The 20843-nt window shown below is 33.7% G+C and carries 29 protein-coding genes; 6 read left to right on the top strand and 23 right to left on the bottom strand.

The annotated features are described in order from the left end of the window. Positions 1-45: 45 nt before the first annotated feature. The 7 genes from RM706_RS13390 to RM706_RS13360 form a co-directional block, all read right to left on the bottom strand. On the bottom strand, positions 46-675 hold the full coding sequence (locus RM706_RS13390) for a hypothetical protein (protein ID WP_311352388.1): 630 nt from the start codon (positions 673-675) through the stop codon (positions 46-48). An 85-nt stretch (positions 676-760) separates the two neighbouring features. Next, positions 761-2050, bottom strand: a complete 1290-nt coding sequence (locus RM706_RS13385; protein WP_311352386.1) for a trypsin-like serine peptidase — start codon at positions 2048-2050, stop codon at positions 761-763. 4 nt (positions 2051-2054) lie between these two features. Continuing rightward, entirely contained in the window at positions 2055-5282 is a 3228-nt protein-coding gene (locus tag RM706_RS13380) for a hypothetical protein (RefSeq protein WP_311352384.1), read from the bottom strand. Between the two features lie 86 nt (positions 5283-5368). Continuing rightward, positions 5369-6382: a hypothetical protein gene (locus RM706_RS13375; protein WP_311352382.1), complete on the bottom strand. Its 1014-nt coding sequence runs from the start codon at positions 6380-6382 to the stop codon at positions 5369-5371. A 385-nt stretch (positions 6383-6767) separates the two neighbouring features. Then, positions 6768-7115: a hypothetical protein gene (locus RM706_RS13370; RefSeq protein WP_311352380.1), complete on the bottom strand. Its 348-nt coding sequence runs from the start codon at positions 7113-7115 to the stop codon at positions 6768-6770. Between the two features lies 1 nt (position 7116). Continuing rightward, positions 7117-7416 (bottom strand): hypothetical protein, encoded by a 300-nt coding sequence (locus RM706_RS13365; RefSeq protein ID WP_311352378.1) that lies wholly within the window; start codon positions 7414-7416, stop codon positions 7117-7119. Between the two features lie 2 nt (positions 7417-7418). After that, positions 7419-7568, bottom strand: a complete 150-nt coding sequence (locus RM706_RS13360; protein ID WP_311352376.1) for a hypothetical protein — start codon at positions 7566-7568, stop codon at positions 7419-7421. 115 nt (positions 7569-7683) lie between these two features. On the opposite strand from RM706_RS13360, the gene RM706_RS13355 reads away from it, so the two are divergent. Beyond that, positions 7684-7986: a helix-turn-helix domain-containing protein gene (locus tag RM706_RS13355; RefSeq protein WP_311352374.1), complete on the top strand. Its 303-nt coding sequence runs from the start codon at positions 7684-7686 to the stop codon at positions 7984-7986. 137 nt (positions 7987-8123) lie between these two features. Here the strand turns inward: RM706_RS13355 and RM706_RS13350 are convergent, their stop codons facing one another. From RM706_RS13350 to RM706_RS13330, 5 genes are all read right to left on the bottom strand, one after another. Then, complete coding sequence (locus RM706_RS13350) at positions 8124-8525, bottom strand: hypothetical protein (RefSeq protein WP_311352372.1); 402 nt, start codon at positions 8523-8525, stop codon at positions 8124-8126. Between the two features lie 252 nt (positions 8526-8777). Further along, positions 8778-9605 (bottom strand): hypothetical protein, encoded by an 828-nt coding sequence (locus RM706_RS13345; RefSeq protein WP_311352370.1) that lies wholly within the window; start codon positions 9603-9605, stop codon positions 8778-8780. A 75-nt stretch (positions 9606-9680) separates the two neighbouring features. Beyond that, the gene (locus tag RM706_RS13340) at positions 9681-10337 is read right to left on the bottom strand and encodes a toll/interleukin-1 receptor domain-containing protein (protein ID WP_311352368.1); all 657 of its coding nucleotides are present in this window, start codon (positions 10335-10337) and stop codon (positions 9681-9683) included. Positions 10338-10496: 159 nt separating this feature from the next. After that, positions 10497-11291, bottom strand: a complete 795-nt coding sequence (locus RM706_RS13335) for a cation efflux transmembrane domain-containing protein (RefSeq protein ID WP_311352366.1) — start codon at positions 11289-11291, stop codon at positions 10497-10499. 354 nt (positions 11292-11645) lie between these two features. After that, positions 11646-11921 carry a hypothetical protein gene (locus RM706_RS13330; protein WP_311352364.1) on the bottom strand — a complete coding sequence of 92 codons (276 nt, stop codon included), beginning with the start codon at positions 11919-11921 and terminating at the stop codon, positions 11646-11648. 121 nt (positions 11922-12042) lie between these two features. Between RM706_RS13330 and RM706_RS13325 the strand changes: the two genes are divergently transcribed. Both RM706_RS13325 and RM706_RS13320 read left to right on the top strand, forming a co-directional pair. Then, positions 12043-12828, top strand: coding sequence for an SOS response-associated peptidase (locus RM706_RS13325; protein WP_311352362.1), 786 nt, complete (start codon positions 12043-12045; stop codon positions 12826-12828). Continuing rightward, positions 12828-13079, top strand: coding sequence for a hypothetical protein (locus RM706_RS13320; protein WP_311352360.1), 252 nt, complete (start codon positions 12828-12830; stop codon positions 13077-13079). Before RM706_RS13325 ends, RM706_RS13320 begins: the two co-directional genes overlap by 1 nt. A 32-nt stretch (positions 13080-13111) precedes the next feature. Here RM706_RS13320 and RM706_RS13315 read toward each other — a convergent pair whose 3' ends face one another. Both RM706_RS13315 and RM706_RS13310 read right to left on the bottom strand, forming a co-directional pair. Next, complete coding sequence (locus tag RM706_RS13315) at positions 13112-13645, bottom strand: hypothetical protein (protein ID WP_311352358.1); 534 nt, start codon at positions 13643-13645, stop codon at positions 13112-13114. Positions 13646-13650: 5 nt separating this feature from the next. Beyond that, complete coding sequence (locus RM706_RS13310; protein WP_311352357.1) at positions 13651-14766, bottom strand: hypothetical protein; 1116 nt, start codon at positions 14764-14766, stop codon at positions 13651-13653. Between the two features lie 215 nt (positions 14767-14981). Here RM706_RS13310 and RM706_RS13305 point away from each other — a divergent pair, with 215 nt between their 5' ends. The 3 genes from RM706_RS13305 to RM706_RS13295 all read left to right on the top strand — a co-directional run bounded on the left by RM706_RS13305 (position 14982) and on the right by RM706_RS13295 (position 16803). Continuing rightward, positions 14982-15785 carry a tetratricopeptide repeat protein gene (locus tag RM706_RS13305; RefSeq protein WP_311352355.1) on the top strand — a complete coding sequence of 268 codons (804 nt, stop codon included), beginning with the start codon at positions 14982-14984 and terminating at the stop codon, positions 15783-15785. Positions 15786-16113: 328 nt separating this feature from the next. Beyond that, complete coding sequence (locus RM706_RS13300; protein WP_311352354.1) at positions 16114-16344, top strand: hypothetical protein; 231 nt, start codon at positions 16114-16116, stop codon at positions 16342-16344. After that, entirely contained in the window at positions 16345-16803 is a 459-nt protein-coding gene (locus RM706_RS13295; protein ID WP_311352352.1) for a DUF2335 domain-containing protein, read from the top strand. Positions 16804-17009: 206 nt separating this feature from the next. Here the strand turns inward: RM706_RS13295 and RM706_RS13290 are convergent, their stop codons facing one another. From RM706_RS13290 to RM706_RS13250, 9 genes are all read right to left on the bottom strand, one after another. Continuing rightward, entirely contained in the window at positions 17010-17228 is a 219-nt protein-coding gene (locus tag RM706_RS13290) for a hypothetical protein (protein ID WP_311352350.1), read from the bottom strand. After that, positions 17225-17533, bottom strand: a complete 309-nt coding sequence (locus RM706_RS13285; protein ID WP_311352348.1) for a hypothetical protein — start codon at positions 17531-17533, stop codon at positions 17225-17227. Before RM706_RS13285 ends, RM706_RS13290 begins: the two co-directional genes overlap by 4 nt. Continuing rightward, positions 17526-17843: a hypothetical protein gene (locus tag RM706_RS13280; protein WP_311352346.1), complete on the bottom strand. Its 318-nt coding sequence runs from the start codon at positions 17841-17843 to the stop codon at positions 17526-17528. Before RM706_RS13280 ends, RM706_RS13285 begins: the two co-directional genes overlap by 8 nt. Positions 17844-17860: 17 nt before the next feature. Further along, positions 17861-18115 (bottom strand): hypothetical protein, encoded by a 255-nt coding sequence (locus RM706_RS13275; RefSeq protein ID WP_311352344.1) that lies wholly within the window; start codon positions 18113-18115, stop codon positions 17861-17863. A gap of 1 nt (position 18116) precedes the next feature. Then, the gene (locus tag RM706_RS13270) at positions 18117-18365 is read right to left on the bottom strand and encodes a hypothetical protein (RefSeq protein WP_311352342.1); all 249 of its coding nucleotides are present in this window, start codon (positions 18363-18365) and stop codon (positions 18117-18119) included. 4 nt (positions 18366-18369) lie between these two features. Continuing rightward, entirely contained in the window at positions 18370-18768 is a 399-nt protein-coding gene (locus tag RM706_RS13265) for a Rha family transcriptional regulator (protein ID WP_311352340.1), read from the bottom strand. 35 nt (positions 18769-18803) lie between these two features. Continuing rightward, the gene (locus RM706_RS13260) at positions 18804-19613 is read right to left on the bottom strand and encodes a hypothetical protein (protein ID WP_311352338.1); all 810 of its coding nucleotides are present in this window, start codon (positions 19611-19613) and stop codon (positions 18804-18806) included. Continuing rightward, positions 19614-19889, bottom strand: a complete 276-nt coding sequence (locus RM706_RS13255; protein ID WP_311352336.1) for a hypothetical protein — start codon at positions 19887-19889, stop codon at positions 19614-19616. A gap of 88 nt (positions 19890-19977) precedes the next feature. Continuing rightward, positions 19978-20841 carry a hypothetical protein gene (locus tag RM706_RS13250; RefSeq protein WP_311352334.1) on the bottom strand — a complete coding sequence of 288 codons (864 nt, stop codon included), beginning with the start codon at positions 20839-20841 and terminating at the stop codon, positions 19978-19980. Positions 20842-20843: the final 2 nt, after the last annotated feature.

The following is a 20843-nucleotide window of genomic DNA, read 5'->3' as shown; positions in this document are numbered from 1 at the left end:
TGAAGTATAATAATTAGTTATCCGTTGTTAAGTCTATCCGACAATTTATAAATAGTTCTCTAGCATTTTCCCGTAAAAGGGCAATTGTATTAATTCAAACCTACTCGAATTAACGCATAAATCCTCTTCTCCTATCACATTCAACCCCAAATATTTTCTGGCAATCTTTCCTATGGCATTTGGCACATAATAACCGTTGCACAAAAGTTTGTTCTTTTCAACACTATTACTAATATGTTTAAATCCTAAAACATGTATTTCCTCGTGTAATATATGGGCAGCATAAACGCCCTGTTCTTTCTTTATTGTTTTTCTTCGAACCGAGGAAATTAACAAAGTACATCCAGAGGTTTTGCCTTTGGTGGGCCCAATTAATTTATTGTACAGTTTCAATTTGAGATTAATAATGCTGTCTTTGGGGTTACCAACTTCGTCATCACCACTTCTGAGCAAATCATGAATTTCTTTGGATGAATATAATTTCGTGTCTTTTGGCTCTTGTCTTTCATACGGACATTTACCTTTCCTACTCGTCGTCTTAAGTATTCTCTTATCAGCACATTTATAGGTGCAATTCCTTACATCATTCCAAAACTGTGTGTTATTCAGTACTCTATTTTGCAATAAATCAAGTTCCTTCTGAAGTCTTTTGGTGTCTTTTTTCCTAAAATTCACAGTTTTCTCAACCTTAATGCTAGGATACTGGGGAAAAATGCTGTAGCTCGTGAGTAATACGCACAATAAAAAAAGTTGTTTCAAATTATTTCGATTTTAAGATGTTTTCAATTCGGATTACCTTTTCACCTTCACAGTTTTTTGGGTCACAAATATTTGATTTGTAACAGTTGCCATTGTATTTAAAATCCAATTGACCGGAAACCAGAATCCCGATAACCTTATGGGTGTTAAAATGAAAAACCGGAGAGCCCGAATTGCCCTGAAAACTATCCAATGAAGTATAGAAGTATTGCGGATGTGAATTGTCAATTATATCTGCATTCAGTGCTATTTTTTTAGGCAATCCCAAGGGATGCCCAATCATATATATTTCAGCACCATTTTTCAGGTTACTTGAAGATTCCCAAGCCAATGGAACTTCTTTAATGGGTCTATCCAATTCAACTAAACTCGTATCATATGCTTTTGAGGTCTTCTTAATATTGACTGGGAAATGCAAATCCCGGGCATGCACAACGGTTTCAACAACGCCCGTTTGTTCGTTGGCTACTTCAAATCCAAAAACTATGGCATACTTATCTAAGGTTTTGGTGAACACGTGCCTTGCTGTAAGCATGGTCCTATCATCAATTACAAATGCCGTTCCCACGCCAATAGCTGGCTGTTCTTGAAAAGGTTCGCTTTGGCATAAGTTTAGATAGTCACCGAGCTTCCTTGTGATTTTAAATTGATAAATACTATCCGTTATTTTTTTTAGCTGGTTTTTTTCAATTACCATACCAACGGATCGAGTTCGATTTTGAATGAAAAATTGCCAGTAAATATTGGGGTTAAGCTTTCTTACTTCAATACGACTATCATATTGCGAAGGTCCCTGAATTCTTTGGGTGTTTCTTTCTTTTGATGAGTTGGAGATACTTTTCAGCCCAACACGGGATTGTTTTGAATTTTCACTATCTGGAGTATCATTGCCTTCATCGTCAACATTTTTGCCATTATTATCTTCTCCCTTTCCTAGGCTTAGCGATTCTTGTGATAAAATTAGTACCTCTTCCTGCTGTAGTTGAATTTCCGCCTGAACTGGTCGGACTTGTTGTATTTCTAATACTTGTTCCAAATCACGTGCCTTCTGGGCTTCAAAAAGCTGTATTCCCCGCTTTGTCGTCTTCCTATCAAATGCTTCGGCCTTTTTGATTTGTTCCCTAAAGACCTTTTTATTTTGAAGTTCCTTGGTTAAATCGGCGTCTAGTGTCTTAATCGAATCGAGGGGAATTACAATACGATCTGCAACTTTAATCGTATCCTTTACGTCCGATTCTTGTGCTTTGGCACTAAACAACGCTAGCAAAGCTAAAAAACAACAACACCTCATCAGTTTAGCGTTTTCTAGCATAAAGCGTAACCAAGGGAATATCTATGGTAACTCCCAAACCATAACGGACGGACTCTTCCAAACGTGAACTTATTATGGGTTCTTGCATCTCACCTTGGGGTTGTTTCTCAATTATTTCCGCCAATTCCGGGGCAAATTGAAATCCTGCACTTAGGGTAAAGGGAGATTCCCCAAATCGATACGTTAAATATAACCCTGGTGCAAGAATATTTTCAAAAGAAAATTCAGAAAGGGCTTTGGTATCATTTTTGCCATCCAATCGAAAACGGACCGGTGCGGCTATATCAATGATTGGAACAAATAGCCCCAATCTTTCGCAAATCTTGGTGGACAAACCAATTGGTGCCGTAAAACCAAGTGCAAAATCTGCAGATGCATCCGTTGGTTTTTCCCAACCCGCTAAAATTCCAGGAAAGGAATTAATAGCCACAAAATGGCCTCTGTCATTCTTAAGCGAAAAACTGCCCGAAGGTAGGGCAAAGGCGTCTATGGCAGCTTCCACATCTTCATCATTATCAGCCAAAGCTATATCGTTCACAAAGTGAATAACCTTTATTAGATTCTCATCTTTTACGCGCAACAGATAAGTTGTCAGTTGGGGTAGGACACCTTGTATATTTTCAACCATTTCTTGTCTGGCAGCAACCACCTCCTCAGCAGTATTCAATTTTTTAAGATCGAACTCCTTGTTTATTAAGGCTTTGGACAGTAAACTAGAGGTGTATTTATTAATTGAGTTAGTTAAATCTGCCCTTCTGTATTCCGGAATTCCGGCTTTTAAAACCAATCTTTCCAAAGGTGTTAGAACTAATTGAGAAATATTGAATTCTATAATTTCATTAACAACTAATTCCACGTTTCCAATCTTCTTTAGATCTCTTATCAAACTAGTACGTTGATTACCATAAGTAGTCATCTCCTCATTTTCTATAGCATTTACTATCGGGGCAAAAAGACTATTCAAATCAGAACAGCTAAAATCATCATTCAATAAAATCTCCTTTAAAGCATTTTTTAATTTTTGAAAAACTTCTGGTACTTTTAAATCCTTTAAGATACTATCGTTGTCCAGAGTACGTGGTGGTAAAAAATGCTTCACCGATACCCAGATGGGGTCACCCTTGTTATTATCAAATTGATTTTTCAAGCTTTTTATTGCATTGATTATTTTGGTGTCGTCATTGGTTTTGACCGCTTCTTTCAAGGGGGCCAAATCGTCTATTACGCCACATACTTCATAACCCGTTAGTTTTTTTATCTGATCTTTTAACAGTCTTAATCTATTCAACCTTACTGTATCTTTCGGAATACTGGAATAACTCAAGAATTCCGAAACCAAAACTGCATTTGGGGCGTTTTGGATATGACTTGGGATATCCAGTATTCGTTCAAGGGATACCCCATCATTTTTTAGGGATGAGGTAAGTTCTATTCCTTTAATTATGGCATTACTGAACTTTTTTTCATGTAAGTCCAGTACAATCTCATTTGACTTTTTTGCGATATTTAAATAGGGGGTCAGTTTTGAGTTCAGGTCAATTTTAAGGTCCTTGATATTCGTCTTACCCAAAATGTTATCCGCACTTAGTGACATTTGTTCTAGCATGTCAATAAGACTGGTAGCAAACTCTGCTACTTTCTGAAAATCTACTTTTTCTTCACCGTCTTTGGCCTTTCTAATGGCAAGTGCCGCCGTATAAACCTTGTTTGAGTTTTCTGAAATTTTCCCAAGCTCATCTAAAAACAGATCCTTGGATTCCTTTAGCATTTCTAAATTTCCTATGGGCACCTCGGTCATGATATGCTCAAAATCCAACTCACCATCATCACTCGCTATATCGAAATCAATGTTATAATATTTGATGTTCTGTTGATGCAAGAAACCCACATATAAAAGATAAAAATCCAATTCGGAGGCATAGTCCGAAATAACATCGGTAGTAACAAATTTGGTCTCTCCGTTGTCAATATAAGTGATGCTATGGGCCAACATGCTCACCAACCGAACCCCATTGGCCAATTGGAATTTTGCCTGTTTATTTTTTTCAGTGTCCACATCTTTCAAAGTGGCCCACCTGGCAATATTTCGGCTATTGGACAGATAATCGAAATAATCGGTAGGCGCTTTTAATTTGGATAGTTGAGGTATCAATTCTAAGGCCTCAAAGGCAAAATCAAAATCGGGGTTATTCTCTATGAGTTTTTTAAAACGCGGTGTAGCACGTAGATTGCCCGCATTTTCCAAGAGATGGTTAAAGTCATCCTCAATATACTGTTTGATTTCGTCAACAAAATTCAATACCTGATTGGCTTCAAATCCCCTTAAATAATCTGCTGTTCTCGGTAATAAAACAATAAGTTCGTTTAAATAACTCTGTGGGTTTGGGGCGTTAAGATTCTCCTGGATCTCTTTGATGACATAAACCGTTAGTTCTTCCTTGATGCGTTTGGCCAAAAACCTGCTCAAACCATCAATGACTGCCTCGAAAGCCAAATCTCCACCTAAAAAAGGAATGCTCTTTTGAATGGAAGATTGGTAATTGGGTTCGGCATATTCATCCAAAACACCCACTCTAATGTCACCATATTTACTGAGAAATTTCTCAAGAAGTTTGGACAGATACGTATTAGTGTCATCATAGTAGATTTTATAAATAAATATCAAATCACTATACTCTTTAAAAAATCTAGACTCGATATATTCTTTTTGCGCTAATTCAAAAGCATTTAGAGCACTATTATATAAAGCTGGCAAGGTTTCATTGGATAAAATCTCATCACCAATTCTTTTAAGCTCTTCTAATTTATCCTTTGCTTCATTAAAGGCCGCCAATTTATTTAAGTAGTCAATATTTTTGAATTCAGATTTTTTAAGTTTTTTTGAACTATGATTGAAATAATTCCCAAGGAATTTATTATCATCGGAATTTAGTTTAGTCAAAAGGTCATTAAACCAATCTGATGAAGAAAGCTCATTTTTTTTTTGGCTTTCAGAAAGATATGACTTAAAAATATTGATGACCCTGGACCTGTCCGTGGATAGTACTTCTTCCAAGTTGTCTGGATTTACAGTGGAATAATCCTTTTTTAGCAAATCAATTAAAGTAGCGGCATCACCAGCAACGGGTGCTGATTTTTGTGCCCTAAGCAAGTTTAACGACACTAAGCCTATTGCTATGATTATGACTATTTGCTTGTTATTGATTGACATAGTATTTAGTTTGAAAATGATTATTATTGTAGATTTCTTTCTTACAAAGAATTGTGAATTACAGAAACTAAAAGCTTTACATTTAACTATTCATTTCTAACAGAAATATGTAAATGGTTGTAATGAGGTCTAATTATTCTTGAATAGGAATCGACCATAGATGTAGTAATCTTTGTCTTAAAATCAGTTTTGTCGTTAAATGAAGGTCCATAACATTCACGAATATATTTGTGAAGGTTAAAAGCATTTTGTAGTTCAAATATGTATCGACGAGTCTTCTTTTTTGTTGTGTAGTTAATGCTTATGCCATTAATAGCTGATATATCAATAGCTGTACCACTGTGATGGTTACTCTTTCTTTGCTTTGGTGAACAATGGCCATTAGTAGTGCTTGTTATGGTAATATTATTTATTCTTTCGAAGCCAAGTTTTGTAAGGTTATCATTTGCTTGTTTTAGACAATCCCTTAAAGTCTCAATTAATATATCGGCAACAGGCTGATTCGCTCTTCTATTATCACAAGTAGTTTCTCTAAATTCGAAATCTATGCTTGTATTATCCGATAAAATCAAGGGGTTTGGTATATTTAGTTTTGTACCTCCATACTCATATCTAAAAACATTCTCTTCAAATGGATATTCATAAAACATATTTTGAAAGTCCACGTAGGCTGATTCGTTAGTAGCATGTTCTGAAATATAGTATTGCACAATTTCATTGGTCACCCTAAATTCTTCGCTATATTTTTGAACTTGAGTAATGATTTCTGGTTCATCCAAAGTAGCAGGTAAGAACTCGTATTCTAAATCAAATTTTTTATGAAATACAAGGGACTTTGAGAGTAATTGACCTTCAGAAGTAAGATTTTCTTCGTTGGCCCTAAGCATTTGAATAATTTTGGCAACGTCCTGTGAAGAATTGATTGTCTCAAATTTTTCATCGCCTTGCTCAACTATTATAATTTCCTTAATATTTTTGTCTAATAATTTCTCGGGAGTCTTCAATTCCGGTACCTCCAACATTACATGGAATTGCGCTATTAAAGGGTTAGAGGTAGAAAACATAAACAAAAAGCACGGAATAAATATGATTCTTTTCATTAAACTTGGTTTTGGTTATAATAATCCCAAGGCAATAGTAGTTAGACGAAAAATGGATAAATCCTTTTGTATTAATAAGCCTGATAATATGGGGAGGGGAATGAAAGCTGAAAGCTATCAAAAAAAACAAAAAAATAATTACACAAAAACCTTAAAAAAACTGGGGTTTTCCTGCAAAAACAGGTTAAGTTTTTGTAAAGTCACCTATTCGGTGAGCATGAATTAATGAAATTTTGAAATAGCCATATTTATTGGGCTTTTGAACATTAGGTTCTAGTCTCCCCGGCTCCACTTTGTATTTCTGAATCCTTTGTTATCATTGAGTTGGCAAAGGATTTTTTATTTAGTTGACAATCTGGTTAGTAGTTTTAATCAAAAATAAGGATTAGCCGATTGCTATGCACCAAGCTTCATAAATTTTGCTTGCAATAAAATCTGCGCTCCGATCATGAATTTTGTAATGCTCCCAGTTTGTATGGTAATCGTAGATATTGCCCATCATCTCCCATTTCTCTTGTTCACCGCTAAAATCGACGCCTGTTAGATCAATTGCATCTGCTAAAGGATTTATATTTTCAGTAGGTTGAAAATGACCACCTTTTTTGTCAAATGCAACACAAGCAGCTGATAAAGATTCCCCAATCCTTTCGGTTACGATGTTTTGAGTTAGAAGGTTTACAATTAGCTTTCTTCTTTTCTCCCCCAATAATAAATAATCTTGTTTTAGTTCCATTTTAATCTATTTTAATATTTGAAGTGTATAATTTCAGGTTTTCATAAAGCAGTTTTGCTTTTTCATAGACACTAGCATTCATAAGCTGAGCGCTCTTTAAGAGCTCATAATACTTTTGTAGCTCAGGGTTTGTCCCTTCAACCAAATTTGTATTGAATACTGCATCGACTAGCGGAATATAGTCTGGCTCAAGTTCGCTACAATCTCCGACAATGTTGTTTAGGCCATCGCAAATAATACTGTGTCTGATAAAATTTTCAAACACTACCAGCCCGTTCTTTTTTGACATTTTTGTTTTCATTTTTACTTGATTTGATTATTAAAAATTAGTCTCGGTTTCTTCAAAAGTTGCTGAGAGACTTTTTGAAGTTGTGATAAGTTCTCTTGTGTTGGATTGTATTTGGCCTCATAGGCAACATTCCACAACTTATTAAATCCATCTGTTTCACTCATTTTTATTCTTGTTTAGTATTTATTTATAAACAAATATACATCACAGGTATATATTAAACAAATAGAATTATACTTTAATTGTATATTTAACATAATAATTATACTTTTGAAGTATATGTTTAGAATAAAAGAAGTATTAAAGGAGAAAGAAACCACGGCTACAGCTTTGGCAGAGAAACTTGGTGTTTCCAACAACACTATAACTAGAGTGGCAAATGGAGTATCAAAACCTAGTATTGTTTTACTGACATCAATTGCTAATGAGCTTGATATTGATATAAGAGAGCTATTTAAACCAACTAAAGGAGGGAAGCTTTTAAACGGCTTCGTTCAGTATAAGGATAAGGTTTATACAATCAATAATGAGGCAGACCTAGCTAAATTGGTAGCGGTTGTGGCTAATAATATTGAGAAATGACTAACTGATAAAAGGTGGATAGCTTTTAAATGGTTTTGTCCTATTTAAGGATAAGGGATGCCCTATGATGAAAATTATGTGTCCAGATGAACTTAAAAAACTTGTTTTTTAACTCAGTTCTTCGTTGTAAAACATTTTTAAAATGATTTGAGCTTTTCAACTAAATAACTCCAAAATTCTAAATGATTTTGTCCATAAGATTTGTATGAGATTTTGATGGTATTAATTCTGAAATGTTCCGAATTGTCGGTACATGAAAATCCAAGTTCTCTATCACCATTATAATTTGCATTATCCCGAGGATAATTGAATTCGTAAATACATTGACCTCTTAAGGCATTAAATTCAAAAAGAATTTCAGGAATTATTGATTTAAATAAATGGTCCTCCGCACTTTTTGAATAGCCAATTTCTAAATAACTTCCAAGCATTCTATCAGTTGGACCATATTTTGAATATAATGATTGAATATTATTGTTCTTATTTATCTCGATTAAATGATTCTTAATCTCTTCATCTATTTTCCAAAATTCCTTCATACTTGAGAGTAATTTATTGAAATCTTGTAAATAGAGTAATTTTAATTCCGGGGAAAGATAAATATCATTCAAAACTATAACGTTTAAAATCTGTTTAAATTTAATTCAAATGTCATACAATGGTCTGGGCTATGAGTAGTTACATGGTTTAGCGATTAATTTAGCAAATACACACCAAACTGAAAATCCTCGCGGATTTTCGTAAGTAAGCCTGTACTAGCAATGAATTAAAGCCCTTGTTTTACAACGTTTTTATTTAAAATAATCTTTAATTCTTTTATAAATTTCTAATATCAAATAGCCAACAATCGAATAGGAAAATCCAACAATACCTGAAATGATAATCAAAGCCTTATTTTCTGGATAATTGTATATAATAATTGTAAGTATAATAATTACAAGCGCTATTCCTATTCCAACTGCTGTCCATAAATTTTTCTTAGCTACTTTATCATCATCCACTTTCCGTTCCAATCTAACTGACTTATGATTAATTGAAGTATTTAAAATGGCTGTACTACCATCAATAGGGTCTTCAAATAAAAAATTAAAATGAGCAGTGTCTTTTCTGTTAAATACTGGGATTAAATATTCTTGATTTTGATTTACATAATTAATTTGATTCTGCAAATTATCTGGAATTTGTTTTAACCCATTTTCATCAGTTGGTAAAGCGTTAAACTCAGAAAGAACATTTTGAAAAAAATCGTTATGATTTTCAGTCCAATTGAGCCAAGAAAGACTACTTCTCACATATCCTTCACTTCCTTGAAAAATTGCTCCTTGACTTATACTAAATCTTATTGCAACATTTTCTAAATCAACATTGTTCTTATTTTCAAACTCGACATACGCACTTCTCAGCGAGTCAATTTCTCTTTCGCTCAGAGATATTTTTAAATTTCCTATAAGATTCTTTGATAGATTTGGCTTTAAATTTTGAGTATAAATTTGGTAGGTAATAATTCGTAACCTGTTCTTAAATTTTTCAGTCAATATTCCAATTAGCAACCCAAAAAGGGAAGTGACAATCAATGTGATTGTTCCTGGTAGTAGTGAGTTTATCGTTTCAGTATCCATTTTTTGTCAAATGTTGTACAACGTTCTAGCTAAACTGCGTTTTAATGCAGTTTAGGTTTTGTTATCATCAGTTTATTAGTTTTCTGCGAGTGCTATTAACCAGTCTGTGCGCCAATAGAATTCACCTTTATCAATATCAAGTTTGAACGTATTTGATAGCTTTTCTCCATTGCGACCTAACGGATTCACTTCCACTACCTTTGCAGTCAAACCAAGATAATTGTCCATCTCTTGGTCATTCCAATCGACCAGATCTATTACGCTCCGATTTGGATTATCAACTATTTTCACTCTTTGGCCGATTAAAATACTTTGCTGTTCTACTTTTGGCTTCTTAATTGGTTTTCTCTTAATAATTTGACCTTTGAGCTTTTTACCGACTTCTCCATAATACTTGTCAATATCATTGAGATCCCGAGCTAAATATTTTGAGATTACATCAGGTATTTCATTTACACCAATAAATAATAGAATGGGGATTATATTCTTTTTTAGAGCAATTGCTCCTCCTAATTCGACTAAAACCCAAGCGCTTTTGAGGGACGCTTCACTTAACAAAATGACAAAATCATCAGAATCTCCCAAATGATCATTGATAGAATCATCAATTGCCTTTCCAGTTGAAATATCTTTCTCATCCAGGAAGGTCTCACAACCTAATTGTATTAATTCTTCGGAGATTTTCTTTGCAATCCACTTTTCTCTACTTGAATGACTTATAAATATTTTCATTGTTGTCTATGTTGATGATAACGTCTGGGCTATGAGTAGTTGCGTGGGTTAGCACTTAACTTTGCAAGTACACACCAAGCTGAAAATCCGCGAGGATTTTCAGAAGTAGGCGAGAACAAGCAATTACTTATAGCCATTGTTGTGGTTAGTGTTTTTTATTTATTTACTTAATTTTAAAATTCTTAATGCTCCTTGAATTACCAAAATAAAAACGATTGTTCCGATAATCAAATCGGGTTTGCTCGAACTCAACCAATTTACCAAAAGTCCAGCGATTATGACTCCTAAATTAATAATCACGTCATTCGAAGTGAAAATCATACTTGCTTTCATATGTGCCTCTTCTTTACTTTTCGACTTTTGTAAAATGTAAAGACAAATTCCATTTGCGATAAGCGCAAAAATTGAAACGATAATCATTGTCGAAAAATCGGGAAGTTTCTCGTCTCCGAAAAACCTCCTTAACACTTCCACAAATCCAATAATTGCAAGTGTTATTTGAAAATATCCAGCAAGTTTCGCAATCCGCTTTTTTCTTGTCAGAGTTCCGCCAACCGCAAACAAGCTAATTCCGTAAACGAAACTGTCCGCAAGCATATCCAAACTGTCTGCAACTAATCCCATCGATTTTGAGATTAATCCAGTTGTCATTTCGATTATGAAAAAGGCAAAATTTATGGTAAGTACAGACCAAAGTAACTTTTTTTGGTTTGCATTTTCTTTAAATTCCGTTTGTTCGGTTTGTTCAGTAGAGATTTTCTTTCCGCCTAAATTCAGTTCGATAACGGACTTTTCGATTTGGTCAATTTGTCCGCTGTGAAAAACAGTTAGTTTTCGGTTGGGAATGTCAAAGTCCAAATTCGCAATACTTGAGATTCCATCCAATTTCATTCGGATTAAATTTTCCTCTGAAGGACAATCCATTTTGGTAATCTCAAATATCGTTTTGTTCATTCAATTTATCGGTTTTTGGACATTAACCACAACTACTGGATATGACGAAACATCAGCATATCCCTATTGATTTGGAATAAAAATAGCACTATTTAGGTATAATTTAATATGTTTTCTAAATTCTGTCCATTCCCGATTTTGTGAAAATATTGGAGGTTAAAAGGAATAGTGTGGATAGAATCAATAGCTAAGTAACCGCAAAGAAGATTGGCAGACAGTCTTATTGAGAACAATTAGTTTTTCCCAATATCCGCGCGCTATTCTTTGGTTTCTATAAATTGGAAGCGACATAAATTATAATGCCAACCAAAACAATCATCCAAAATATAATACCATTTTTATCTTCTCCGTCTTTCATAATTTCTGTCTGTACCAATCTCCATCATAAAAATAATAGTAATACCGTTTGTATTCAAAATTTAAGTACCTACCCACTCTCTTGTTGAATATATCGATAGTAACTTCTTTAGTCTTTTTCACCTCTCGAACAACATTGAGATGTTTCATTAAAAACCTACCGTTATTGTACTCAATATAACTAGTTCCTTTGTTTTTAATCTTAAAAGCACCCTCTCCAGATTCAATAACTTCTGCAATCCAATCTTTGATTTGAGCACTATCTAAATTCATTTTTCTTGATGGAGTGTAGGACATAATCCAAAAATATGGATATATTCCTTTTTATTGATGAATGTTTATATCTTGTAAGTGTTAAATGTTATAATTAACTTGAAACGATAAGTTTTGGAACATGTGTTATTCAACAAGACAGACCAGAAAAAGAGAAGAACTTGAAAGACAGCTTCAGGTGGAGGCATTAATTGGTAAAGACCATCAACTGGATTTAGAGCTTATCCACTTTCACGCTAACGGATGGAGCCATCCATTGATGTGGATAATGCCTCAGGAGGAACCCAATAAGATTACACCAGGCATGTGGGGCATAATGCCATCCAAGAATAAAGGTGCTGACTACAAAGAGTATTTCAAGAACTATAAAACATTTGGTGGATTGAATGCCAAATCGGAAAAGCTATTTGACCATTTTATCTATAGATATTCATGGGAACACAAACGATGTATCATACCCGTAGATGGTTTTTTTGAGCCTCACACTACCCCAGTCAAAGTAAAGGGCAAACCATTTAAAGTTCCGTTCTATTTTAAGCGCAAAGATGATGACCCTATATTCTTGGCTGGTATTTACACCACAACGGTTGACGGCTATAACACCTTTACCGTATTGACAAAAGAAGCGACACCAATGTTCGCCAAAATCCACAATGAAAAGTTTAGAAGACCAATCATTATAAACGATGAAGATGTCGATGCATGGTTGTACAATAGAAATACTGAAGATGATGTTCAGAACCTCATCGATGACGATTTATGGGAGGGTGAATTAGAAGCATATCCTATCGCTAAAGACCTATATTCAAGAACTATAGATTCCAATAGGGAAGATATAATCGAAAAGGTTGATTATAATGAAGTGGCAATCGACTACCCGGGAAAACCTCAAGGCTTATTTGGATAATGGATTTAATTGATTACCTCGCACTATCAGAAGAAAAACAATGGGAACGCCTATGGGATAAAGGAGAGCACGTAGACACCTTTAAATCTATTGATTGCTCTTATGTTCTTTATGCTCTTTATAAGTTCTATGTTGAGGTTGAACTAAATCTTGAAACTGACAGAATTATAGGTAAGAGTGTTTTTGTTTATGGTCATAAATTAGAAAAGTACACTCTTGATTTAGATATAAAACCAAAACCTTGGGAATAGTTTCAAGCAATTTGGAATAAGTTGATTCTTTTTTAATCTAATTTAAACCATAATAAAGTCAATCTATTTTTATTTATATTCTTTAATCTGTTGCCATGGAGGTCGTAAGCAAAAAGTCTAGGTCCATAATTTGCACTTCTTGCCATTTTCATAAATTCATCGTACTCTTTCTGATTTGAAAGTTTTGTAATTGCGAAGGCTACAAATACATTTTTCATCTTGAAAGAAGATTCAAGTCGTAATAGTTTGTCAATATCTTTTTCCAATCTATAGGCAGTCGTAGAATCGTTCAATCCTTTTTGTGTTTTTATTTCAAAATAAATTTTTGTCCCCCTATTGGGTTCGACCATCATATCATAATTCGACCCGGAATTTGGATAATACGTTTGTTCACGTGAAAATGAGCCCTTAAACTTCAGATAGGTAAGCATATACATTGCTAATTCAACTTGAAACCAACCTTCCCATCCGCCTTTTAATATATTGCTTAAAATATCATCAATATCCTTCTGTTTTTGTTTCAAGAAGGGAACTACAAAATCTTCTCTTACCTGTTGAGATCTCATTTAAATTAGCTGCTAGTTTTTAATGTATATATTGCGTCGGAATATACCGTTGTTTTACTTTTTGTTGTTGCGTCCGTGATAGTCATTTCAAAACTTGCCTTTTTGTGGGCTTTAGGATCACTTGGAGCAGTGAATGAAAATTTCAAAAAATAAGTATCATCTAATGGATTAATAAGTGATGGCTCGGTTGTCAAATTTGCTCTGATGCCATCAAGAGTTATTTGGATTGAATCGATACTGATGCCCTTAAGACCCTGAATCAAAAGGTTATAATCTGTAGCATAAACTAAATCACTTATAATGTTATCGGATGTAGTACTGCGGACATTTATTAAGCCCGGGGGTGCATCTCTCAGGGCCTCTCGAAGATTATCTACTAATTTGTTGAAGGCGGGATCATTCTCACCTTGCAAAATTTCCTGAGAGTATTCTTTTACTATATCGGGAACTACAAATAAATAAGCATCTTTATTGATTGTCATTGTTGCAGTATCAGAAGAATATCCAAAACAAGGCCCAACTTTCACATATTCACGTACCTCACTAGATTTAACATATATCACAAGAGCGGTTACCAACGGCATTCCCATTAAATACTCACACACAAATATTATGTTACTAACTTTTTCGCTGTCTTTTTCGCTTCCAGTCCCTATTGTAAGCCCGGCCTTACCCATAGATGCCACCATAGACTGGGCAAATGATATTAATGTTTTATCAGTTGCTAAACCAATAACACCCAAAAGCAATTCTTCACTAAAATTTGTCGAGTGACGGGATAAATCATGATGAATACTTTCTTTCTGAAGTTGTATAAAGGAACCCGAGTAGTCAATTATTTTTTTAAGCGCCGAATAATGAAATATGTCATATGATTCCCCTTTGCCTGGTATCTTAGTAAGTTCCATTGCCTTAGTAAGTGCTGCGAAAAATACATTTACTTCATTAAATACTGTTTTCACATCATCTTCAATCTGAGTAGAATTAGCAACAGTTGTAGACATCATAATATTTCCTGTTTGACTAAATACATAGTATTTATCGAGGATAACATTGTGGGTATCATTTTGCATTACGGTAAAAGGCACTCTACCTCTTAATTTTTTTGGAAGTTCGGACATTTTAAGATTTTATTTAGTTAGAGATTTTATTCGATTTTTCATTGCTTTTAAAGTAGTAAATGAAACCAAAAACACTTTGTATAAAAACCATAAAAAAACTAGGGTTTTGCTTTTAAGGTGTAATTAATCAGATATTTATACCAATTAATCGAATTATTTGAAAGACATGTAATAGTAGAATTAGTTTTTCAGCGTACTAACCAATAACTTTTTAAATGAGTAAACTTAAAATCTTAAAAGAGAAATCATTAACTTTTTTAGGTACTGAAAAAGCCTTAAAAATTGCAGAAAAACTGTTGTTACCTACAATTCTAGCAATATTTGTAATAAATAGTAGAGAAACGAATAATGAATTGATAAGTAAACAAACCGAATTATTGGCAATTCAAAATAAGATTAATGAAAAGTATGGACAAGGTCAACTTGATGTAAAATATTTAGAACTTTTTTATATCGATATGACCTCAATGGATGAAGAGAAGAAGACAGCATCTTTAGGACTTCTTCAAGTAATGAACCCGGAGTTGGCAAAAGATTTAAGTGCTTGGACAAAGAACAATATAACTTTAGATTCTGCAGGGATTAAAAAAATAAATGAACTAGACATCAATATTGCACAAAAGCAATCAAACTCCCTAAAAGAACAAGGTATATCATTGCACCGACAGGGAAAATTCAGAAGTGCTATAGAAATATATAGACAAGCTTTAGAATTAAATCCTAAAGACTATGAATTATATGAATACTTTGGACATACAAACTATAAAATTGGCAATTTAGGGAAAGCAGAAATTTACTTAAGAAAGAGCATCACTATAAATTCTAAACATAAAATGGGATATTATAACCTTTCTTTGGTTTTATGGGATTTGGGAAAGAAAAATGAAGCTTTAGAGTGTCTGAGAAAAGTTATCGAATTAGACAAAAACTATCTTCAAATAATCAAAGGGGATGGTCAATTTTCTAAATTCCAACAATCAAGAAAATTTAATTCTTTATTTGAATCACAAAAGAGTTAGAATTATAAAACAACGAATATACTAACCCAATATATCAACCAATTTGTAATTCATTAGTCATTATTTTAGTGATACTCTTGGATTGCTGAGGTATTTTTGGAGTGGTACAGTATTGAACCCATGGAAAAGGCTTAAAAATAATTAGGATTTAAGAAAATTCTGAAAAAAGGCTTAGATTGGAATCCTAAAGACAAAGGCTGAACTATACCAAAATATAACTATATTACGTTATCCTATGTAACTAAAAGAAGGAATTAACGTCTTATTATAAAAACAAATAAGTATTATTGCTTAAATTTAAATACTTATTGAATCGCTACATAACCCAATGAAAAAGGTTTTAAGAAAATACCGTACTGATTTTCTATTCCCTAAGTCTTCATTTATAACAGGAATGGGCAGTGCATTTGATTTTACAGGTAACTACTATAGTTTTAACACTTCAAAGACGCCAGAACTAGCTGATTATAAAGCTATGCAATCTGACTGGGGCATGGTGGGTGAAGACATTAAGGTTTCTGTCGATGAAATTAAAGAGCAAATAAGTCATAAAGATTAAATGTCTGAATTAGATAGCCCAGAAGAGGAGCCGGTAAAAAAAATCCCAAAAGAAGTACAAGAGATTCTTGAAAACCCATCTGTTTCGGATGAGCAAAAGGAAACTCTTATTGAAGTAACACAAGTTAGAAGTAGTAGTTTTAGCGGGCCTTTGCCTCCTCCTGAAGTTTTAGAGCATTATAACGGAGTTGTAGAAAACGGTGCTGAAAGAATCATGAAGATGGCGGAAAATCAAGCTGCTCATCGTATGAGACTTGAAGATAAAGCAGTGACTAGTCAATTGAGTCAAAGCAAGAAAGGCCAAATTTTCGGGTTCATTATTGCCTTGTTGTTAATAGCATCTTCCGTTTATTGTGCTTTTTCAGGCTATGAGAGCTTGGGCAAAATACTTGGCGGAAGTACTATATTGGGGTTGGTTGCAATATTTGTTACTGGCAAGATTCTACAAAGAAAAAAATAAAGAATAGCATCAGTTCTGACTGTTTAGTCTTGGATTCGCCCTAAGTAAAGTCGTATTTTCAATCGAAATTATGTTGTTAACCTAAACTAATATTCCCTCCTAAACCTTTGTTCTTACTAAGTGTTCTGTTAAGCACACCTACTAACTTCTGACCACTTATTTCAAATACCACAGTACCATTCCCTTTTCCATAAAATTATTCTTGTTCATTCGTCTAATATTAAAGTTTTTATTTCTTCATCTGTTATATCCCAACCCATTTCTTTGTAGGCTTTTTTAAGCATATTTAATGGATATTTTCCATCCTTTATTTCGGCCAATTCGAAAAGAGTTTCCTTTTTCAACTTCGAATAATCCAACACCCATCCTCGGTCCTTCATAACCAGTTCTAATAGAACTTCGCGCTCATTCTTTAAATTTCTCATATCAAAAAACATGGCAGGTTCTTTATGTTGAAATTATTCTTTTGATTCTGTTCAATCATCTTTTTAACCTCAGCAGTTTTAAAAACGGTCTTTTCCTTAAGATCAATGAAATCAAGCTTCCGTTTGAAGACATTTGTAAAATCTTCACTTTCAAAACTTAGATAAAGTTCGTTTCCTGAGCTATCCGTAACTTGATTAAAACTCTTATCGTAATAAAAACAGTCAGCAAATAAAGGATAGGTTCCTTGTGGGTCATCCAATTCCAAGTCCTCAAGCATTTCTATATATTTCTTAATCTCACTCATTGATATTCTCTTTTAATTCCTTCAGTTTCATCATGCGTTCTTTTGGGGTTAACTTTAGATAATCTTCAACACTTGTTGAACCCTTAAACTCTGTCCGATTTAATTTTGGAAGAGCATATTCCAACAACTTCACTATGGTATCAACCCTTTCCTTTGGGGTTAGACTTTCAATATCATCGCTAAGTCTTTCCCAATTATCATCCAGTATGTTTTCAACCCTTTTGCGCAGGCTATCTGTAGTTTTGTTGGGCTTTCCCTTCCTTGATGATTTCTCTCCTGCCTTCGCGGCTGTTTCTTTGTCAAATGGCATGTTTCTATATGTTTCTTTTACTTATAGGTTCTCTCAGTCCTAAATTTTATAATCTTGCTATGCATCAAACCATACTTTTCCAAAATTTCTTCATATTGTTCAAATGGCATTTTCTTAGAACTATCGATGATGACCCCAAATTCCAATGAATATTGAGCAACATCTTTGCTCGGTTCAACCATGCCATCGTCTATGATTATTGCAAAAACTTTGGGTGCCTTAAAAAACAAATCAAGGTCGTTCAATAAAATTCGCTTTTGTTCATCATTCATTTCACACAACTATTTTCCTGATTATCCTGATTGTTCTTAAGTCATCTATGCTAATCCCCTTTTCTGCCAATAGTTCGCTAAACACATCAAATTCGAAGTATTGTTGCGCCTCTAATTCTATTCCGATAGCTAAAAGGCTATCCCTCAAATCTTTTTTGATCAATACCCTATGATTGCGTATGACAATAGGAAAGGTCAATAGACTGTCCATCATTTCAAGGTCTTCCAATAGCTGTTTTATGCCATTCATGGTTTTATCTGTACAAGTCGCTTGTATCGCTTTTGTTCCAAGCATAACTTAACTCTAGTTCTAATCTCCTTTTTGATTCAGCTTCGGCTTTTTGGTTCTGTATCTCAAGAACTTCAAGTCTTTCTATTATTTGAAGTCTCAACTCGTCGCTGTATTTAGAGGCCAGAAGTAAAAGACCCTTTTTAGTGAGTAAATAGTGTTTTCTATTTTTTCCCTGCCCATCGATATATTTACTTTCTGTCCATAGCCGACGTAATCCTGCGTTAGCAATCTTTTTTTCTAAATGATAAATTGTTCTTAGAACGTCTGAGTGTCTTTTTCCGACTATTTCTGCTAAATCTCTAGTGCTGTTGTTGTCAACACTTGTAATTTCCGTTAGCCCTTTGTTTATAATCGTTTTCATACAACTTGCTTTTTTTCCGTACCTACTAGAAGCATCTATACTATTTTAATGACTGGACTTAATTCATGATATACTCCTAAAGAACCTTGAGAAAGAGAACCAAAGCGCAAAAACTCAGATTCATTTTCAATAAACTCTTGGTCTTTAATTCCAGGGTATTTTAAAACTGTTAACCTATGTTGTGTAATCAAACCAAGCTTTAAAAGTTTTAATTTGAAATCTTTACCGCTATTTTTATTACAATCATTAACTATATCACTATCTTTGAGTATTTTATGAAAGGACAGATTGGAAATAGTGCTATTTGAACGATATTTTAATTTAAGTTCCTCCAGCGTTACTCCTCGCCGGTACAAATTCTTCCAAATTCTGTAATCGCCTTGGGATAGTCGCTTATTGCGGGAACATGCCTCCAGTACCTCTATCCGTTTAGCCTTCTTTTCAATCTGCCTTTCTTGTTTTTTTATTCTTGAATGAATCCTCACAAAAGCTGAGTATGTTTTTGTATCTACGAAGTTTTTATAAACATTCATTGGTATCAGTTTGTTATTCCTAAATTGGGTAAGGTTTTTATTGCTCCAGTTACGACCTCTAACTGCTATATTGCCATTAAAGTGAACCTCAACTAGATTAAGTTCAATTAGGATTGGTAGGTGTTTTAAAAGAATAGTGCGGGACAGACCCGTTACACTTTGGAGTGTAGCCAACGAGCCTTTCTTCCCCACTTTCCTTATAACTACATCTTTTTTTGAATATCTGATAGTAGCAAAAACAGCTACCAATGAATCAGATCCATGAAAAAGCAGATAATCATATTCCGCATTAGTTAGGTAGACTCTTTTCATCTAACCTACTCTTTGATATTTCATGGATTTGGCCTCTTCACAAACACGATTAAACTCCTTCGCTGTGATTAAGTATTTTCTACCAAACTTTTCAGCTTTTATTCGACCATCTTTGATAGCTGCCCAAACTGTTTGAATACCTAAGGGAGTATTATCGGCAATATCCTTTGGTGAGTATTTTTTTAAAGGTTGCTTGTTAATCCGAGTATCGATTTCATCAAGCCTTTGTAGGATTATTTTTTGACCTTCTACTAGGTCTTCAAATGGAAGTACCATAACCTTGTATTTTATTGTTATACAAGGCCAATTTCAATAAATAACTTAGAGTTGAAAGAGTATAGTAACTACGTTGTGCTACTATGAGTTATATTTTACTTGAAACAAAACTATTGAAGTCCTGCAATATTTCGGGGTGCGTCATTTTTAGCATTTTTTCAACTTGAGTAATATCCTTAATTCTGAATTTAACATTGCTCTGGTTGCTAAGGATCCCCGGGATTTTATTGTAGTACATTTGAAAGTTTTTCCAGTTTTTTCCATATTTCTGACAAACAATTTTAATTTCTTTTTCAATCTGAATGAAATTTAACTCCGCACCAAATTCTTGAAGGGCATAATGATAAATAGCATACTGAGAGGTAGTTGGTGATAAATTTTTAAAAGGTTCAGAACTTTGGGTTTGCAAATACATTGTATATCCAGGCACTAACGTTTGTTCACAGTGAAATATAATTTTAGCAATACAACTAGCGGATTCTACTAAATATTTAAAGCCTTCCAAATCTCTTAATGAATCCAAAAAGTGATGATGATTGTTAATATATTTCCCAGATTTTGTTAAATGGGATAAGCTCGTATTTTTCCTAGCTTTATATTTCTTTAACTCTTTTAAAACCTCTGGTTGATTTTTATCGATCATCTTGGCCTCTATAAAATCTTCACAGAATACTTGACTTAATCTCCATAAGGAGGATACAATCTTCTCAGAATCACTTTCTTTTAATTTAATTAATGAATCATAATAACTCTGGAATACAAAAGGAATTATTTTCAGTCTTTTTTTGTCGGTGAAATCATTTAAAATATCGACTCGAAGCTCTTCTAAAAAAGAAGAATTGTTCTCAAAAGGATCCTTTAATTGCAGCTGATTACTTAATTGGTAATTAAAAGAAAATGTACTTTGAAAATTTTTTACACATTTAAAAAAAATCAAATCAAATTCATCCATTT

Source organism: Croceitalea rosinachiae (assembly GCF_031846445.1).
Taxonomy (GTDB): Bacteria; Bacteroidota; Bacteroidia; order Flavobacteriales; family Flavobacteriaceae; genus Croceitalea; species Croceitalea rosinachiae.
Note: the sequence above shows the minus strand (reverse complement) of the source record. Positions and strands in the feature narration are given on the sequence as shown.

Bases quoted from the DNA above. Each gene is read 5' to 3' on its own strand.
- RM706_RS13385 (WP_311352386.1), bottom strand. From the start codon at position 2,050: ATGAGGTGTTGTTGTTTTTTAGCTTTGCTAGCGTTGTTTAGTGCCAAA.
- RM706_RS13380 (WP_311352384.1), bottom strand. From the start codon at position 5,282: ATGTCAATCAATAACAAGCAAATAGTCATAATCATAGCAATAGGCTTA.
- RM706_RS13375 (WP_311352382.1), bottom strand. From the start codon at position 6,382: ATGAAAAGAATCATATTTATTCCGTGCTTTTTGTTTATGTTTTCTACC.
- RM706_RS13370 (WP_311352380.1), bottom strand. From the start codon at position 7,115: ATGGAACTAAAACAAGATTATTTATTATTGGGGGAGAAAAGAAGAAAG.
- RM706_RS13365 (WP_311352378.1), bottom strand. From the start codon at position 7,416: ATGAAAACAAAAATGTCAAAAAAGAACGGGCTGGTAGTGTTTGAAAAT.
- RM706_RS13360 (WP_311352376.1), bottom strand. From the start codon at position 7,568: ATGAGTGAAACAGATGGATTTAATAAGTTGTGGAATGTTGCCTATGAG.
- RM706_RS13355 (WP_311352374.1), top strand. From the start codon at position 7,684: ATGTTTAGAATAAAAGAAGTATTAAAGGAGAAAGAAACCACGGCTACA.
- RM706_RS13350 (WP_311352372.1), bottom strand. From the start codon at position 8,525: ATGAAGGAATTTTGGAAAATAGATGAAGAGATTAAGAATCATTTAATC.
- RM706_RS13345 (WP_311352370.1), bottom strand. From the start codon at position 9,605: ATGGATACTGAAACGATAAACTCACTACTACCAGGAACAATCACATTG.
- RM706_RS13340 (WP_311352368.1), bottom strand. From the start codon at position 10,337: ATGAAAATATTTATAAGTCATTCAAGTAGAGAAAAGTGGATTGCAAAG.
- RM706_RS13335 (WP_311352366.1), bottom strand. From the start codon at position 11,291: ATGAACAAAACGATATTTGAGATTACCAAAATGGATTGTCCTTCAGAG.
- RM706_RS13330 (WP_311352364.1), bottom strand. From the start codon at position 11,921: ATGAATTTAGATAGTGCTCAAATCAAAGATTGGATTGCAGAAGTTATT.
- RM706_RS13325 (WP_311352362.1), top strand. From the start codon at position 12,043: ATGTGTTATTCAACAAGACAGACCAGAAAAAGAGAAGAACTTGAAAGA.
- RM706_RS13320 (WP_311352360.1), top strand. From the start codon at position 12,828: ATGGATTTAATTGATTACCTCGCACTATCAGAAGAAAAACAATGGGAA.
- RM706_RS13315 (WP_311352358.1), bottom strand. From the start codon at position 13,645: ATGAGATCTCAACAGGTAAGAGAAGATTTTGTAGTTCCCTTCTTGAAA.
- RM706_RS13310 (WP_311352357.1), bottom strand. From the start codon at position 14,766: ATGTCCGAACTTCCAAAAAAATTAAGAGGTAGAGTGCCTTTTACCGTA.
- RM706_RS13305 (WP_311352355.1), top strand. From the start codon at position 14,982: ATGAGTAAACTTAAAATCTTAAAAGAGAAATCATTAACTTTTTTAGGT.
- RM706_RS13300 (WP_311352354.1), top strand. From the start codon at position 16,114: ATGAAAAAGGTTTTAAGAAAATACCGTACTGATTTTCTATTCCCTAAG.
- RM706_RS13295 (WP_311352352.1), top strand. From the start codon at position 16,345: ATGTCTGAATTAGATAGCCCAGAAGAGGAGCCGGTAAAAAAAATCCCA.
- RM706_RS13290 (WP_311352350.1), bottom strand. From the start codon at position 17,228: ATGAGAAATTTAAAGAATGAGCGCGAAGTTCTATTAGAACTGGTTATG.
- RM706_RS13285 (WP_311352348.1), bottom strand. From the start codon at position 17,533: ATGAGTGAGATTAAGAAATATATAGAAATGCTTGAGGACTTGGAATTG.
- RM706_RS13280 (WP_311352346.1), bottom strand. From the start codon at position 17,843: ATGCCATTTGACAAAGAAACAGCCGCGAAGGCAGGAGAGAAATCATCA.
- RM706_RS13275 (WP_311352344.1), bottom strand. From the start codon at position 18,115: ATGAATGATGAACAAAAGCGAATTTTATTGAACGACCTTGATTTGTTT.
- RM706_RS13270 (WP_311352342.1), bottom strand. From the start codon at position 18,365: ATGAATGGCATAAAACAGCTATTGGAAGACCTTGAAATGATGGACAGT.
- RM706_RS13265 (WP_311352340.1), bottom strand. From the start codon at position 18,768: ATGAAAACGATTATAAACAAAGGGCTAACGGAAATTACAAGTGTTGAC.
- RM706_RS13260 (WP_311352338.1), bottom strand. From the start codon at position 19,613: ATGAAAAGAGTCTACCTAACTAATGCGGAATATGATTATCTGCTTTTT.
- RM706_RS13255 (WP_311352336.1), bottom strand. From the start codon at position 19,889: ATGGTACTTCCATTTGAAGACCTAGTAGAAGGTCAAAAAATAATCCTA.
- RM706_RS13250 (WP_311352334.1), bottom strand. From the start codon at position 20,841: ATGGATGAATTTGATTTGATTTTTTTTAAATGTGTAAAAAATTTTCAA.